Source organism: Pseudomonas sp. RC10-4-2 (assembly GCF_050433085.1).
Lineage (GTDB): Bacteria > Pseudomonadota > Gammaproteobacteria > Pseudomonadales > Pseudomonadaceae > Pseudomonas > Pseudomonas aeruginosa.
On the sequence record NZ_JBNPXX010000001.1, the window covers coordinates 165,023 to 179,108 of the forward strand.

At 68.1% G+C, this 14,086-nt stretch carries 16 protein-coding genes; 7 read left to right on the top strand and 9 right to left on the bottom strand.

Annotated features, from left to right (window positions below):
* Nucleotides 1–18 precede the first annotated feature (18 nt).
* From FHW81_RS00725 to FHW81_RS00750, 6 genes are all read left to right on the top strand, one after another.
* Entirely contained in the window at nucleotides 19–1,506 is a 1,488-nt protein-coding gene (locus FHW81_RS00725; RefSeq protein WP_003159318.1) for an aldehyde dehydrogenase family protein, read from the top strand.
* A gap of 167 nt (nucleotides 1,507–1,673) precedes the next feature.
* The gene (locus FHW81_RS00730) at nucleotides 1,674–3,164 is read left to right on the top strand and encodes an APC family permease (protein ID WP_126895574.1); all 1,491 of its coding nucleotides are present in this window, start codon (nucleotides 1,674–1,676) and stop codon (nucleotides 3,162–3,164) included.
* Nucleotides 3,139–3,717 (top strand): DUF3156 family protein, encoded by a 579-nt coding sequence (locus FHW81_RS00735; protein ID WP_003132379.1) that lies wholly within the window; start codon nucleotides 3,139–3,141, stop codon nucleotides 3,715–3,717. Before FHW81_RS00730 ends, FHW81_RS00735 begins: the two co-directional genes overlap by 26 nt.
* Nucleotides 3,718–3,877: 160 nt before the next feature.
* Entirely contained in the window at nucleotides 3,878–4,828 is a 951-nt protein-coding gene (gene feaR / locus FHW81_RS00740; protein ID WP_003105262.1) for a transcriptional regulator FeaR, read from the top strand.
* 268 nt (nucleotides 4,829–5,096) lie between these two features.
* The gene (locus tag FHW81_RS00745) at nucleotides 5,097–5,981 is read left to right on the top strand and encodes a dTDP-4-dehydrorhamnose reductase (RefSeq protein ID WP_003113045.1); all 885 of its coding nucleotides are present in this window, start codon (nucleotides 5,097–5,099) and stop codon (nucleotides 5,979–5,981) included.
* A complete protein-coding gene (locus FHW81_RS00750; protein ID WP_023114685.1) occupies nucleotides 5,974–6,903 on the top strand; it encodes an NAD-dependent epimerase/dehydratase family protein in 930 nt (309 codons plus the stop codon). The genes FHW81_RS00745 and FHW81_RS00750 overlap by 8 nt, the downstream gene beginning before the upstream one ends.
* Here FHW81_RS00750 and FHW81_RS00755 read toward each other — a convergent pair whose 3' ends face one another.
* From FHW81_RS00755 to FHW81_RS00780, 6 genes are all read right to left on the bottom strand, one after another.
* A complete protein-coding gene (locus FHW81_RS00755; RefSeq protein WP_003093338.1) occupies nucleotides 6,904–7,260 on the bottom strand; it encodes a SirB2 family protein in 357 nt (118 codons plus the stop codon).
* A gap of 83 nt (nucleotides 7,261–7,343) precedes the next feature.
* Nucleotides 7,344–8,042, bottom strand: coding sequence for an outer membrane protein OprG (gene oprG, locus FHW81_RS00760; protein ID WP_003093337.1), 699 nt, complete (start codon nucleotides 8,040–8,042; stop codon nucleotides 7,344–7,346).
* Between the two features lie 147 nt (nucleotides 8,043–8,189).
* Nucleotides 8,190–8,708 (bottom strand): DUF3299 domain-containing protein, encoded by a 519-nt coding sequence (locus tag FHW81_RS00765; protein ID WP_003105266.1) that lies wholly within the window; start codon nucleotides 8,706–8,708, stop codon nucleotides 8,190–8,192.
* Nucleotides 8,709–8,725: 17 nt separating this feature from the next.
* Nucleotides 8,726–9,991 (bottom strand): ABC transporter permease, encoded by a 1,266-nt coding sequence (locus FHW81_RS00770; RefSeq protein WP_003105268.1) that lies wholly within the window; start codon nucleotides 9,989–9,991, stop codon nucleotides 8,726–8,728.
* Nucleotides 9,992–9,993: 2 nt separating this feature from the next.
* Nucleotides 9,994–10,698 (bottom strand): ABC transporter ATP-binding protein, encoded by a 705-nt coding sequence (locus FHW81_RS00775; protein ID WP_003093325.1) that lies wholly within the window; start codon nucleotides 10,696–10,698, stop codon nucleotides 9,994–9,996.
* 88 nt (nucleotides 10,699–10,786) lie between these two features.
* Nucleotides 10,787–11,359: a DUF2796 domain-containing protein gene (locus FHW81_RS00780; RefSeq protein WP_010793424.1), complete on the bottom strand. Its 573-nt coding sequence runs from the start codon at nucleotides 11,357–11,359 to the stop codon at nucleotides 10,787–10,789.
* 132 nt (nucleotides 11,360–11,491) lie between these two features.
* Here FHW81_RS00780 and FHW81_RS00785 point away from each other — a divergent pair, with 132 nt between their 5' ends.
* Nucleotides 11,492–11,848: a hypothetical protein gene (locus tag FHW81_RS00785; RefSeq protein ID WP_003105273.1), complete on the top strand. Its 357-nt coding sequence runs from the start codon at nucleotides 11,492–11,494 to the stop codon at nucleotides 11,846–11,848.
* A gap of 24 nt (nucleotides 11,849–11,872) precedes the next feature.
* Here the strand turns inward: FHW81_RS00785 and trxA are convergent, their stop codons facing one another.
* The 3 genes from trxA to FHW81_RS00800 all read right to left on the bottom strand — a co-directional run bounded on the left by trxA (nucleotide 11,873) and on the right by FHW81_RS00800 (nucleotide 13,943).
* On the bottom strand, nucleotides 11,873–12,742 hold the full coding sequence (gene trxA, locus FHW81_RS00790) for a thioredoxin (protein ID WP_003105274.1): 870 nt from the start codon (nucleotides 12,740–12,742) through the stop codon (nucleotides 11,873–11,875).
* Between the two features lie 71 nt (nucleotides 12,743–12,813).
* Nucleotides 12,814–13,476, bottom strand: coding sequence for a class I SAM-dependent methyltransferase (locus FHW81_RS00795; protein WP_003113049.1), 663 nt, complete (start codon nucleotides 13,474–13,476; stop codon nucleotides 12,814–12,816).
* Complete coding sequence (locus tag FHW81_RS00800; RefSeq protein ID WP_003113050.1) at nucleotides 13,473–13,943, bottom strand: YbaY family lipoprotein; 471 nt, start codon at nucleotides 13,941–13,943, stop codon at nucleotides 13,473–13,475. Before FHW81_RS00800 ends, FHW81_RS00795 begins: the two co-directional genes overlap by 4 nt.
* Between the last annotated feature and the right edge of the window lie 143 nt (nucleotides 13,944–14,086).

Here is a 14,086-nt window from a genome sequence, read left to right on the forward strand (position 1 = left end):
CCAAGCCGAGGAGCACACATGAGTATTGCCATCGACCCGTCCGTCAGCGCCTTCTTGCGCAGTCCCCATGGCCTGCTGATCGACGGTGAGTCCGGGCCGGCGCGTTCCGGCGCCGACATGCCGCTGTACGACCCGGCGACCGGCGCCGAGCTGGCTCGCGTGGCCCGCGCCGGCGCCGAAGACGTCGACCGGGCAGTCGCTGCCGCGCGGCGCGCGTTCGAAGGCAGCTGGGCAGGCCAGCGCCCGGCCGATCGCGAGCGCCTGCTGCTGCGACTGGCGGAACGGGTCGAGGCGCATGGCGAGCAACTGGCGCAGTTGGAAACCCTGAACAACGGCAAGTCGATCAACCTGTCGCGGGCCCTGGAGGTCGGCGCCTCGGTGGAGTTCATCCGCTACATGGCCGGCTGGGCGACCAAGATCGAGGGTCGCAGCCTCGACCTGTCGATCGCCGCGGTCCCAGGCGCGCGCTACCGGGCCTACACGGTGCCGGAGCCGGTGGGCGTGGTCGGAGCCATCGTGCCGTGGAATTTCCCCCTGCTGATGGCGATCTGGAAGATCGTCCCGGCCCTGGCCTGCGGCTGCACCGTGGTCCTCAAGCCGGCCGACGAAACCCCGCTGACCGCCCTGCGCCTCGGCCAGTTGTGCCTGGAGGCGGGGATTCCGCCAGGAGTGGTGAACATCGTCACCGGCACGGGCGCCGAGGCCGGCGCGGCACTGGCGGCGCACCCGGGCATCGACAAGCTGGCGTTCACCGGCTCGACCCCGGTGGGCAAGCTGATCGGGCATGCGGCGGTGGAGAACATGACGCGTTTTTCCCTCGAACTCGGCGGCAAATCCCCGGTGATCATCCTCGATGACACCAGCCTGGACATGGCTGCCGCCGGTTCCGCCGGCGCGATCTTCTTCAACCAGGGGCAGGTCTGCACCGCTGGCTCGCGCCTCTATGTGCAGCGCAAGCGTTTCGACCAGGTGCTGGAGCGCCTGGCGGCCATCGCCGGCGACCTGAGCATCGGCCCCGGCCTGGATCCGACCACGCAGATCAACCCGCTGGTCTCGGCCAGGCAGCAGGAGCGGGTGCTGGGGATGATCGAAAGCGGGGTGGCCGAGGGCGCCAGCGTGGTCTGCGGTGGGGCGCGCCAGGGCGAGACGGGGTTCTACGTGCAGCCGACGATCCTTGCCGACGTCACCCCGGGGATGCAGGTGGTGCGCGAGGAAATCTTCGGGCCGGTGCTGGTGGCGACGCCCTTCGACGATCTCGACGAAGCGGTGCGCCTGGCCAACGACAGCATCTACGGGCTCGGTGCGAGCATCTGGTCCAACGACCTGCGCCAGGTCATGGACCTGGTACCCAGGATCAAGGCCGGCACGGTATGGGTGAACGCCCACAACCTGCTCGACCCGTCGATGCCGTTCGGCGGCTTCAAGCAGTCCGGCATCGGACGCGAGATGGGCCATGCGGCGATCGAGGCGTACACCGAGAACAAGTCGGTGTGCATCGCCTACTGATATCGATGAATCGGGGGGAGCCGATTCGTTCGGCTCTTTCGCTGCCCTCCGCGGCAGCCTTTTGTTCGACACGCCTCGCCTGCCGGCGGAGCGTACGGGACGCCGGCGCGTCCCGCAGGGCCTGACGCAAGAACAACAACAGCAACGCTGCCGTCGAGGATACGTCGATGTCCAACTCCAGACTCACCCAGCACCTGCTCCGCGGGCGGGTTGGTTTCCCCACCGCCCTGGCCAGTTCGGTCGGGTTGATCATGGCCAGCCCGGTGATCCTCACCGCCACCACCGGCTTCGGCCTGGGCGGCGGAACCTTCGCCGTGGCGATGCTGGTGGCGCTGCTGCTGATGCTGGCGCAGTCCACCACCTTCGCCGAGGCCGCCTGCCTGCTGCCGACCCGTGGCTCGGTCTACGACTACCTGTCGTGCGGCCTCGGGCGCTTCTTCGCGATCACCGGCACGCTGTCGGCCTACCTGATCGTCCATGTGTTCGCCGGCACCGCCGAGACCATGCTCAGCGGCACCATGGCGCTGGTCAACTTCGAGTCGCTGAATACCCTCACCGAGCCGGGCGGCGGCGCCTGGCTGGTGGGCGTCGGCATGGTGCTCTGCTTCGGCCTGCTGAATGCGCTGGGGATCACCGCCTTCGGTCGCGCCGAAGTGATCCTCACCTTCGGCATGTGGAGCACCCTGATGATCTTCGCCGTGGCCGGCCTGTTGCGCCTGCCCGCGGTGGAGTTGCAGGGCTGGTTCGGGGCCTCGATGGTCGGCGACGACCTGCCGACCCTGCTGTCGCTGGTGGGCATGGCGATGTTCATGTTCGTCGGTTGCGAATTCGTCACGCCGCTGGCGCCGGAGGTGCGCCACGCTTCGCGGACCCTGCCGCGGGCGATGGCCCTGGGGTTGATCGGGGTGGCCTGCTGCATGTTCCTCTATGGCGCGGCGATGCGCCGGCAGGTGGAAAACCTCGACCTCGGCGGCGGCCTGCACCTGCTGGAGACGCCGATGGCGATCCCGCGATTCGCCGAGCAGGTGATGGGACCGTTCGGACGCATCTGGCTGGGCGTGGGCCTGCTGTTCGCCGGGGCCGCCACCATCAACACCCTGATGGCCGGCCTGCCGCGGATTCTCTACGGGATGGCGCTGGATGGCGCCTTGCCGAAGGCCTTCACCTACCTGCACCCGCGCTTCAAGACACCGTTGCTGTGCATCGCCGTGGCAGCGGCGATTCCCTGCCTGCACGCCTGGTGGCTGGGCGGCGACAGCGAAGGGATCATCCACCTGGTCCTGGCTGCGGTCTGCGCCTGGGGCACCGCCTACCTGCTGGTGACCCTCTCCGTGGTGCTGCTGCGCATCCGTCGCCCGGACCTGCCGCGCGCCTACCGCTCGCCGCTGTTCCCGTTGCCGCAGCTATTCTCCAGCGTCGGAATCCTGCTGGGGATGTTCTACATCACGCCGCCGGGGATGAATCCCGCCGACATCTACCTGCCGTTCGCCCTGATGCTCGGCCTGGCGGCCGCCTACGCCCTGTTCTGGACCCTGTGCGTACAGCGGGTGAATCCGTTCCGTCCGCTGGCGGTGGAAGAGGTGCTGGAGAAGGAATTCGCCGAAGAGGACCAGCAGCAGCGGGAGAGGGCGCATGTCCGCCTGGGCGCGCTGGTATGAGCGTCACTGGCGCGACTGGCGGCCAGCCGCCTATCGCCCCGGAGCCACCCTGGCCCTGGTGCGGCGCAACCTGGCTGCGTGCGACGGCGAGGCGCAGGACGGCAGGCTGTTGCTGCGTACGAAAGAGCTGAGCCTCGAGGTTCGCGAGCGGGTCCAGGCGCACCTGTTCATGCATATCGTCAGCACCGAGTTCAGCCTGTTCGTGGCGGCGCCCGGGGGGCCGCCGGCCAGCCTGGAGCTGCGTCACGCCGGTTGTTTGCGGCGTCGCGGCATCCTTTGCAAGGTACGCAGCGGGAGCGGGCTCGAGCCGTTGCGGGAGGCCTTGCAGGGGGGCGACCGGGCCTTGCTGGAGCAGCTCATGCCGCTGGACTTCCGGAGCTTGCGCCTCTGCCGCGACGACAGGGGCTGGACCGTGAGCCTGGAACACCTGGGGGCGTGCGAGGTGGTCAACCGCTTCCCCGCCTATCGCCGCTACATCCCTCTGGTCGCCGAGCAGCGCCTGGCCCTGCTGGGCGCCTTCGCCCAATTGCAGCGCCTGCTTTCTCCCGCCTGAACGGCCCTTGCCGGCTCTCCCGGATGCGTATCCGCCGGTCCATTTGCGCTAGCTTGTGGGTATATCGATAACATGTTAATCATAACGGCAGCGCTGCGTGGCTCGGTAATTGCCGCGCCATACAACAATAACGATGGCCGTTGCCGTCAGGAGGTGCCCGGTGCATACCCTGTCTTCCGCACACAACAGCTTCGAAGCCTGGAACCAGGCGTTGCGCCAGGTCTGCGGGCGCTTCGAATCGCAACCCGCGCTGAACCGGACGCTGTTCATCGGCGATATCTCGCGGCAGGACCTCGGCGGTCTGGAGTTGGCGCAGATCCGCACCAACGCAGGGCGCATCGCCCGCCAGGCCACCCATGCCGATCATGACGACGACCGCCACTGCTTCCTGGTCGTCCAGCGCAGCGGCCATGCGCAACTGCGCCAGGGTGGGGACAGCATAGAGCTGGCGCCAGGGGAAATGGCGCTGATGGACTCCGCGGGCGGCTGCGAGATCATTCCCCACGGACTCATCGAACACACCTCGTTCCATCTCTCCCGCGAAGAGGTATGCCGGCACCTGCCACCCAGCCAGCGGGCCTTCGGCAAACTCTCGCCGAACTGCGCCAGCGGTCGCCTGCTGAGCCTGCTGGTGCAGCAGGTGTGCGCCGGAGAACTGCAGCCGTGGGCGGTGGCGGACGAGGGCGGGGCGTTGCAGGAGGCGCTGATCGCCCTGCTCGGGCCGGCGCTACAGCACGCCGGCGAGGAATTGGAGGGACCGCTGGCCGGGCTCTATGGCTACAGTCTGCGCCGGCACGCGGAGCGTCTGATCGAGCAATCCCTGCAGGAGCCGCGCCTGAGTCCGGACATGCTCGCCGGCCGCCTGCGCATCTCGGTGCGCCAGTTGTACCGGTTGTTCGAGGAGCAGGGCGACAGCGTCTGCCGCTACATTCTCCGCCAGCGCCTCAGCCGCAGCGCCGCCGACCTCGGTAACCCACGGCTGCGCGGCGAATCGATCACCTCCATCGCCTTCAAGTGGGGTTTCAGCGACTCGGCGCATTTCAGCCGGGCGTTCAAGAAGCAGTTCGAGGTTTCGCCCAAGGACTATCGGGCCGGCGCGCTACCGGCCTGACGCCGCCGCGCGCTGCCATTCGTCCCGCCGATCCGCGCCGCAGGCGGAGCTGGCCCGGTGAATGCTTGACGCTTCACCGGAGGCACAGCAAGAATGCGGCGTGTCAGGTTGCATGAAAATAACGGCGGCGCTGTCCGGGGTACCTGCCGCGACAAGCAGCACCCGATGCCCGCACCTTTCATGTCGCCAGCGAGGCGCAGGATGTCATTGCCTTGGGGCGTGCGCCGCGTCGCTATTCACTATCAGATTTCGAGTGCCCCCCTACACCATGCGAATGCGCCTGATGCTTTTGGGCGGCGGTAATGCCCTTGGACAGGCGCTGATCCGCCTAGGGGCGGAGGAAGACATCGGTTTCCTCGCGCCCAGACCACCCGAGCAGGGCTGGGATGCCGCCAGCCTCACCACCCTGCTGGACGAAACGCGCCCCGACGCGGTGATCAACCTCGCCTTCTACCACGACTGGTTCCAGGCCGAGCAGGTCGAGGCGGAGCGCCTGGGCGCCCAGGAGCGCGCCGTCGAGCGCCTCGCGGAGCTCTGCCAGCACTACGAGATCCTGCTGGTCCAGCCGTCCAGCTACCGGGTCTTCGACGGCGCCCGCGCCACCGCCTACAGCGAGAAGGACGAGACCCTTCCGCTGGGCCTGCGTGGCCAGGCGCTCTGGCGCATGGAGCAGAGCGTGCGCGCGGCCTGCCCGCGACATGTGCTGATCCGCTTCGGCTGGCTGCTGGACGAAAGCCCGAACGGCTTGCTGGGACGTTTCCTCAGCCGCGCCGAACAACCGCAGCCGCTGTTCCTCGCCGACGACCGGCGCGGCAACCCGACGCCGGTGGACGACGCCGCGCGGGTGGTGCTCTCGGTGCTCAAGCAGCTCGACTGCCAGGCGCCGCTGTGGGGCACCTACCACTACGGCGGACTGGAAGCGACCACCACCCTGGCGCTGGGACAGGTGATCCTCAACGAGGCGCGTACCTATCGCTCCAACCTGATCCAGGAGCCTTCGGCGGAGGCCCATGCCGCGCGCCCGGACGCGCTCGACGAGCCGCAGCACGCGGTGATGGTCTGCAAGAAGATCCTCCACACCTTCGGCATCAAGCCGCGCGCCTGGCGCGCAGGTTTGCCGGCTCTATTGGACAGGTACTACAGGCATGTTTGAACGCCCCATCCTGATCACCGGCGGCGCCGGTTTCATCGGCTCCCACCTGACCGACGCGCTGCTGGCGCGCGGCTACCGCGTGCGTGTGCTGGACAACCTGTCCACCGGCAAGCGCGACAACCTGCCCCTGGACGACGAACGGATAGAGCTGCTCGAAGGCGACGCCGCCGACGCGGCGACCCTGGCGGCCGCCCTGAAGGGCTGCGCGGCGGTCGCCCACCTGGCCGCGGTCGCCTCGGTACAGGCCTCGGTGGACGACCCGGTCGCCACCCACCAGAGCAATTTCATCGCCACCCTGAACCTCTGCGAAGCGATGCGCGAGCAGGGCGTGAAGCGCGTGGTGTTCGCTTCCAGCGCAGCGGTCTACGGGCAGAACGGCGAAGGCACGGCGATCGACGAAGACACCCCGAAGTCGCCGCTGACGCCCTACGCGTCGGACAAGCTGGCCAGCGAGTACTACCTCGATTTCTATCGCCGCCAGCATGGGCTGGAACCGGCGATCTTCCGCTTCTTCAACGTCTACGGGCCACGCCAGGACCCGTCCTCGCCCTATTCCGGGGTGATCAGCATATTCACCGAGCGCGCCCTGAAGGGGACGCCGATCACCGTGTTCGGCGACGGCGAGCAGACCCGCGACTTCATCTACGTCGCCGACCTGGTCGATTTCCTGGTCCAGGCGCTGGAGGCGACGGCGGTGGAACCCGGGGCGGTGAACGTCGGCCTGAATCGCAGCATCAGCCTGAAGCAGTTGCTGGCAGAGATCGGCCAGGTGCTCGGTGGCCTGCCGCCGGTGACCCACGCCGACGCGCGAGCCGGTGACATCAGGCATTCGCGGGCGAACAACGAGCGCCTGCTGCGGCGTTTCCGCTTCGACCAGCCGACGCCGATGGGCGTGGGCCTGGCGCGCCTGCTCGGACGCTGATCACCACCAGGGCTTGTTCAGCGCCAGGTAGAAGATCCCGCCCAGCAGGGTGAGGCTGAGGACGCTGAGCAGGCCCTTGCCGGGGCCCCGCGCCATCCGCAGGGCGAACGCCGCGCAGACGATGTAGCCCAGCAACAGTCCCAGCTTCGCCAGCAGCCAGAGCGGCAGCGGCCAGGGCATCGCCAGGTGCACCAGGCCGAGCGCGCTGAGCAGCAGCAGGGTGTCCACCAGGTGCGGTCCCCAGCGGCGGATGCCGCTGGCCTTGCGCCCCGACCAGTTCCAGGCCAGGCGCCAGACGAATAGGGCGGCGCTGCTGAGGGCGAAGGTGATGTGCAGGGTCTTCAGCCAGAGGTACATGGGGTCCGTTTCCGCAGGATGAAAAAAGGCGCCCGAAGGCGCCTTTTCCCGTTGGGGGCGCAAGCCCCGCGACAGTCTACGACTCAGAACTTGTAGCCGAAACCGATCATGTAGACCCACGGATCGACGTCCACGTCGACCTTGGTCTTGTTCACGCCCAGGGCGCTCGGGCCGTTGATGCTGGCCTTGGTGTCGATGTCCATGTACCAGACGGCCATGTTGAACAGCGCGTGCTCGTTGAGCATGTAGTCGAAGCCCAGTTCGCCGGCCAGGCCCCAGGAGTCCTGCAGCTTCATGCTGCTGAAACCCTGCGCCTTGCGGTTGCTGGCCAGGTCTTCGTCGAAGAAGGTGGTGTAGTTCACGCCCAGGCCGCCGTAGGGCTGGAAGGCGCTGTTGGTACCGCCCATGGGGTAGTACTGGAGCAGCAGGGTCGGCGGCAGTTGCTTGATGTCGGCCAGCTTGCCGTCCAGGCCCGGGCCGAGGCCCTTGACGTCGACCTGGTGGTTGAACGGAGTGGCGGCGACCAGTTCCACGCCCCACTTGTCGGCGAACATGTAGGTGAAGGTCAGGCCGAGCTGGGTGTCGCTGTCGACAGTCGCCTTGGTACCGCGCTGCTTGGCGCCGTCCAGCTTGATGTCGGAACTGCTGTCGTCGGGATCGACGGTGGCGAAGCCGCCACGGATGATGAAGTCACCGGCCTTGTGTCCTTGAATATCCGCAGCGGCGAACGGGGAGGCGACGGTGAGGGCCAGCAGGGAAGCGGTAAGCCAGGACTTACGCATGATGAGCTCCATTCCTTGTATTAGAAAGTGTTGGTGCTGCTAATGGTCAGCCAGCTAACAGTTGCCTTCCTTGACACAGCTCAATCAATCCTAGGAGCAAATGTGACCGCCGCAACGTAAATGGCGCGGCGGATTGTCGCATGTCGTTCAGCCACCTTCGTACTCGTAGGGCGTCACCTTGCTCGCCTGCATGCGGTAGCCGGCCGCCGCCAGCTCGCTGCTGGCGTTCTCCACCTTGAAGGTGCCCTCGACCCAGAATGGCTGATACAACTCGTCCATCTGCACGCCCTTGGCGGTCTTCACGTAGACGATCTGGTTCGACGGCGGCGGCGGTACGTGGATGCAGGCGCCGTAGTAGGGGACCAGGAGGAACTCGGTGACCAGCCCGGCCTCGCTGATTTCCAGCGGCACGATGTAGCCCGGCAGCTTGGCCTCGATGCCGTCCAGTGCCTTCACCACCGGGGCGTTGGGGCTCTGCTGGCTGGCCGCCGGACCGGCTTCGCTGAGGGCGTTGGCGAGGTCGTGGATCGGCAGCGGCGCCGGGGCGGGCGGGGCGCCGGCCGGGATCAGTTGCGACCAGGTCAGTTCGCGCGGCGCGGCGCGCGCCACGGCACTGCCCAGGAGCAGGGCGAAAGCCAGCAGGAGGACGGTCAGGGAGCGCAGCATCGGGGAATATCTCCGGGTCATAGGCGGATCGACAGGCCATCGGCCAGGGACTGGCGGTAGGCGCGCCAGGCCGGCACGCAGCCGATCAGCACGGCGGCCGCCAGGATAGCCCCGAGCAGGCTCCACTCATAGTCGCTCGGCCAGGCCAGCGGCAGGTAGATGCCGTAGTTGGCCTGGACGTAGCCCTGGCTGGCGGCGATGCCGAGGTAGAGCAGGCCGAGGCCGAGGGCGACGCCGGCCAGCGCCAGGCTGAAGGCCTCGGCCAGCAGCAGGCCGAAGATGTGCCAGGGGCGCGCGCCCACCGAGCGCAGGATGGCCATCTCCCGGCGGCGCTCGTTGAGGCTGGTGAGGATCGCCGTGAGCATGCCGATCAGGCCGGTGAGGACGACGAACAGCGAGACCACGAACAGTGCCTTCTCGGCGGTGCCCATCAGGCCCCACAGTTCCTGCAGGGCGACACCGGGGAGGATCGCCATCAGCGGTTCGCCGGGATAGTCGTTGACCTCGCGTTGCAGGGCGAAGGTCGCCACCTTGCTCTTCAGGCCGACCAGGAACGCGGTGATCGCCTGTGGTTGCAGGTCCATGTGCCGCGCCTGCTCGGCACTGACGCGCCCGGCGCCCATCGCCGGCACCCCGTTGCGCCAGTCGACGTGCAGCGCCTCCATGCCGGCGAGGGATATGTGCAGGGTGCGGTCCACCGGGGTACCGGTGCGCTGGAGGATGCCGACCACGGTGAACGGCTTGTCGTCGTGCTTGACCAGGCTCACCGTGCTCACCCCATGGGCCAGCACGATCTTCTCGCCGAGCCTGTAGTGCAGGGCTTCGGCCACCTCGGCGCCGAGCACCACGTCGAACAGGTCCTGGCCGAAGGCGCGGCCCTCGGCCAGTTGCAGTTCCTGGCCGCGGCCGTAGCGGTAGTGCTCGAAATAGCCGGCATCGGTACCCATTACCCGGTAGCCGCGGTGCGAGTCGCCGAGGGAGATCGGGATCGCCCACTTCACCCGCGGGTTTCCGGCGAAGTGCCGGTAGCTGTCCCAGCGGATGTTGTTGGTCGCGTTGCCGATGCGGAATACCGAGTAGAGCAGCAGGTTCACCGAGCCGGAGCGCGCGCCGACGATCAGGTCGGTTCCGGAGATGGTACTGGCGAAGCTGGCCTTGGCCTCGGTGCGGACCCGCTCCACCGCCAGCAGCAGGCAGGCGGAGAGGGCGATGGCGAAGATCGTCAGCAGGGCGGTGAAGCGGCGGTTGGCCAGGCTGGCCAGTGCCAGTCGGAAGAGATACATGCTCAGAGTCCTGCCGGCCGGGCGGCGCGGTTGAGATCGGAAAGGGACAGGCTGCGGTCGAACAGCCCGGCCAGGCTCTGGTCGTGGCTGACGAACAGCAGGCTGGCGCCGGCCTCGCGGCATTCGGCGAAGAGCAACTGGAGAAACGCCTCGCGGCTGTCGGCGTCGAGCGCCGAGGTCGGCTCGTCGGCGATCACCAGCTCCGGCTGGCCGATCAGCGCGCGGGCGGCGGCGACCCGCTGCTGCTGGCCGATGGACAGGCTGTCGGCGCGGCGTTCGTGCAGTTCGCCGCCGAGGCCGAGCTGGCCGAGCAGATGGCTGGCGGCCTGCGCCGGGCTACCGTGGCGTTCGCGGGCGCGCTGACGGCGCAACGCGGAAAAGTGACAGGGCAGCTCGACGTTCTCGCGTACCGAGAGGAATGGCAGCAGGTTGAACTGCTGGAAGATGTAGCCGGTGTGGTCGACGCGGAAATGGTCGCGGCGCGCGGCGGACAGCTTTTCCAGGTCCTCGCCGAGCAGGCGGATGCTGCCGCGGCCGGGCTTCTGCACGCCGCCGAGGAGGCCGAGCAGGGTGGTCTTGCCGCTGCCGGAAGGCCCCTTGAGGAACAGGCTCTCGCCGCGTTCGAGATGGAAGCTGGGAATGTCCAGCAACTCCGCCTGGCCGGGCCAGGCGAAGCCGAGGTTGGTCAGGGTGATCAGTGCGCTCATGGGGGTAGGGGCGGAACGCTCCGCCGGAGCCTCGAGAATGGATGGAGGGGCGCCGCGCCGAATCCCTCGCGGCGCCTCCGGAACGATCCTACAGCTTCAGCTCGGCGCTGGCCGGAGCCAGGTCGGCGCCTTTCTGGCCGTCGGGACCGATCAGTTGTACCTGAATTTTCTGGGTGGCGGGGAAGCGCTTGAAGAACTCGGCGAGGGTCAGCAGCTTGAGCAGCTCGGGCTTCTCGCAACTGAGCTGGTAATGGGCGTGGATATCGGCATGACCGTGTTCGTGTTCGTGGCCTGCCTTCTCCTTGTGCGCGTGGGCCGGCGCCTTGTCGCCGAACAGCGGACTCCGCAGTTCCTGGCTGGCCACCGAGCAGCCGGCGGTGACCGGCAGGGCGAACAGCTCCAGCGGTTTTTCCAGCTGCGTGCGGGCCTTGGCCACGGCGGCCTTGTCCGCGTCGGTGCTGGCGGCGTGTTCGAAACCGACCAGGTTCATCGCCGGGCTGTCCAGCTCCAGTTCGAGGGTCTTGCCGTCCAGCGCCACGTTCAACTGGGCGACGCCGTGCTCGTGCTTGCCCAGGCTGCCATGGGCGTGGTCATGGTCGTGGTCGTCATGGGCCTGGGCGGCGAACGGCAGCAAGACGAGGGCTAACAGCAGTGGGCGCATGAACGGGACTCCGGCAAGGAAGGAAAAGAGTTTGTTACGTTATAACGAATTTTTCCGCCTGCCTAGCCTGGCCGATTTGGCCCCTACGCGCCGACGTGGGAGCATGGCGCGATTCGCTTGTGGAGAAACGAGATGGTGCGGATTCGCGGAAGCATCGGCGACTGGCCGGTGGACCTGACCCTGGAACTGGACGCCGAGGATTGGCGCCAGCTGGCGCAACACGTGCCCCCGCCGCCGCTGGGCGAGCCGCAGGTCGCGGCGGCCAGGGCGCCGGCGCCGGCAGCGCCGGTGGATCGCCTATGGCAGACCGCCCAGGACCTGCTGCGCGGCAGCGGGCGGATCGAGGGGCCGCAGTTGCTGGCGGAGTTGGAGGGGTTCAGCGGTAATGCCGGCGCCGCCAAGCAACTGCTGGTGCGCCTGCGGCACGACGCCCGGGTCAAGGTCGAGGTGGTCGACGGCACCCAGGTGTTCGTCTGGCTGGAGGACTGAGCCCCGCGGACGGGGCTCGGCGACTCAGTAGAGCGCCTGGTACAGCTTGCGGCGGTAGGCGGTGACCAGTGGGTGGTCGTTGCCAAGCAGGTCGAAGACCTGCACCAGGGTCTTGCGCGGCAGGTCGTCCTGGTAGCCGCGGTTGCGCAGGAACAGCTTGAGCAGTCCGTCCAGGGCCGCCTCGTACTGCTGCCGGGCGAGCTGCTGGACGGCCAACTGGTAGGCTGCCTCGTCGTCGCCGGCATCGGCCGCCAGGCGGCTCTTCAGCTCTGCGCTGTCGGGCAGGTCGGCAGCCTGGCGCAGGAAGGTCAGCTGCGCGCGGGCGCCGGCCAGGGCCTGCTTGTGCTCGTCGCTCTTCACCGCGTCGAGGATGGCCTGCGCCTCTTCCAGTTCGCCGCGCTCGGCCAGGCAGCGGGCGTAGAGGATCAGCGCCGCGGCGTTCTCGTTGTTCTCCGCCAGCAGGGCTTTCAGGGTCGCTTCGGCGTCGCCGATGCGGCCTTCGGCGAACAGCGCCTGGGCCACTTCCAGCGGGTCTTCGTCGGGCAGCGCCGGTGCTTTCACATGGGGTTCGAGCAGGGCGCGGATCTGCGATTCGGGCTGGGCGCCGGCGAAACCGTCGACCGGCTGGCCATCCTTGAACAGGACCACGGTCGGCAGGCTGCGGATGCCGAAGCGCATCACGATGTCCTGCTCGACGTCGCAGTTGACCTTGGCCAGCAGCAATTCGCCCTGGTAGGACTCGGCGATCTGCGCCAGCAGTGGCATCAGCGCCTTGCACGGGGCGCACCAGTCGGCCCAGAAGTCCACCAGGACCGGCTTGTGGAACGAGTTCTCGATGACCAGCTGCTCGAAGTTGGCGCCGGTGACGTCGAAGATGTAGGGCGTATCGCTCATGTCGATTCTCGGAAACGCAAGGTGGTGACCACTATAAGTGGGGGCGCGCCGCGCGCAAACAAGCCCGTGCCTCAGGCTTGCCCGCGTTCGGCGTGATACAGGCTGACCAGGCGGAATTCGGCGGGCTCGGCGAGGTCCGGCCAGGTACAGGCTTCGAGCACGTCCAGGCGTCGGTACAGCGGATGACGGAAGTCACGGACCCGCGAGTCGGCGACCAGCGCCTGGCGGCCGCGGCTGAGGAACTGGTCGAGCAGCGGCAGGTTGGCGCGGTCGTAGAGCACGTCGGCCACCAGGATCAGGTCGAAGCGATCGTCCTCGGCGAAGAAGTCCGCCGAATAGCTCAGCTCCACTCCGTTCAGTTCGGCGTTCGCCCGGCTCGCTGCCAGCGCCAGGGGATCCAGGTCGCAAGCCACCACCTCGGCGGCGCCGGCGCGGGCCGCGGCGATCGCCGCCACCCCGGAGCCGCTGCCGAAGTCCAGCACGCGCTTGTCGCGGACCCACTGCGGGCGCGCCGCCAGCCAGCGCGCCAGGACCAGCCCGCTGGCCCAGCAGAAGCACCAGTACGGCGGCTCTTCGAGGATGCGGCGGGTTTCCTCCGGGCTGAACTGGCGGTCCATGTTCTGCGCGTCGATCAGCCACAGGCGCAGGTCAGTGCCGGGCAGCGCGGTGGCGCTGAGCCGGGCGTCGCCGAGCAGCTCGCCCAGCGCCTGGGTCAGGGCTTGCGGTGCCGTCACGGCGCGCGTACCAGGCGCAGTTCGCCGAGGGACTGGGTGGTCGGCTGGGCGATCCGCAACGGATGCAGGCGCCAGGCCAACTGGCCGGACTGGATCACCCGCGCGTGCAGTTCGACGCGCAGCGCGCCACCGGCCGGCGGGAAGGATTCGGGGTTGAACGGCAGGCGGAAGGGCATGAGTTCGCCGGTGGCCAGCACCGTCTCGCTGGCCAGCAGCCGCTGTGGACGGTCGCGCTCGTCGATCACCAGCAGTGCCATCTGCACCTCGCTGCCGCGTGGCAGGCTGCCCTGGATGCTGCTCAGCGTTCCGCTCAGCTCGCGCAGGTGGGCCGGTAGCACCGGCTCGACCATGGTCACGCTGCGCGAAGCTTGCGGCGTTGGCGCAGGCTTCGGCTTGTCGCTGGAACAAGCGGCGAGGAGAAGGACGGCCAGCAGGGCGATCGGGCGCAGGGTCATGGGCTGCTCCATAGCGGTGGAATCCGGGCGGCGCTTGTATAGCGCAAAGTGTGATTCTTGTCGCGCTTCGCGTAGTCCGCAACGTCCGATTCCTCTCGCCTTTCCCAGCGTGCCGGCGCCGGTCGATTCTGCGGGTGCTCGGTCGGGCGCGGATG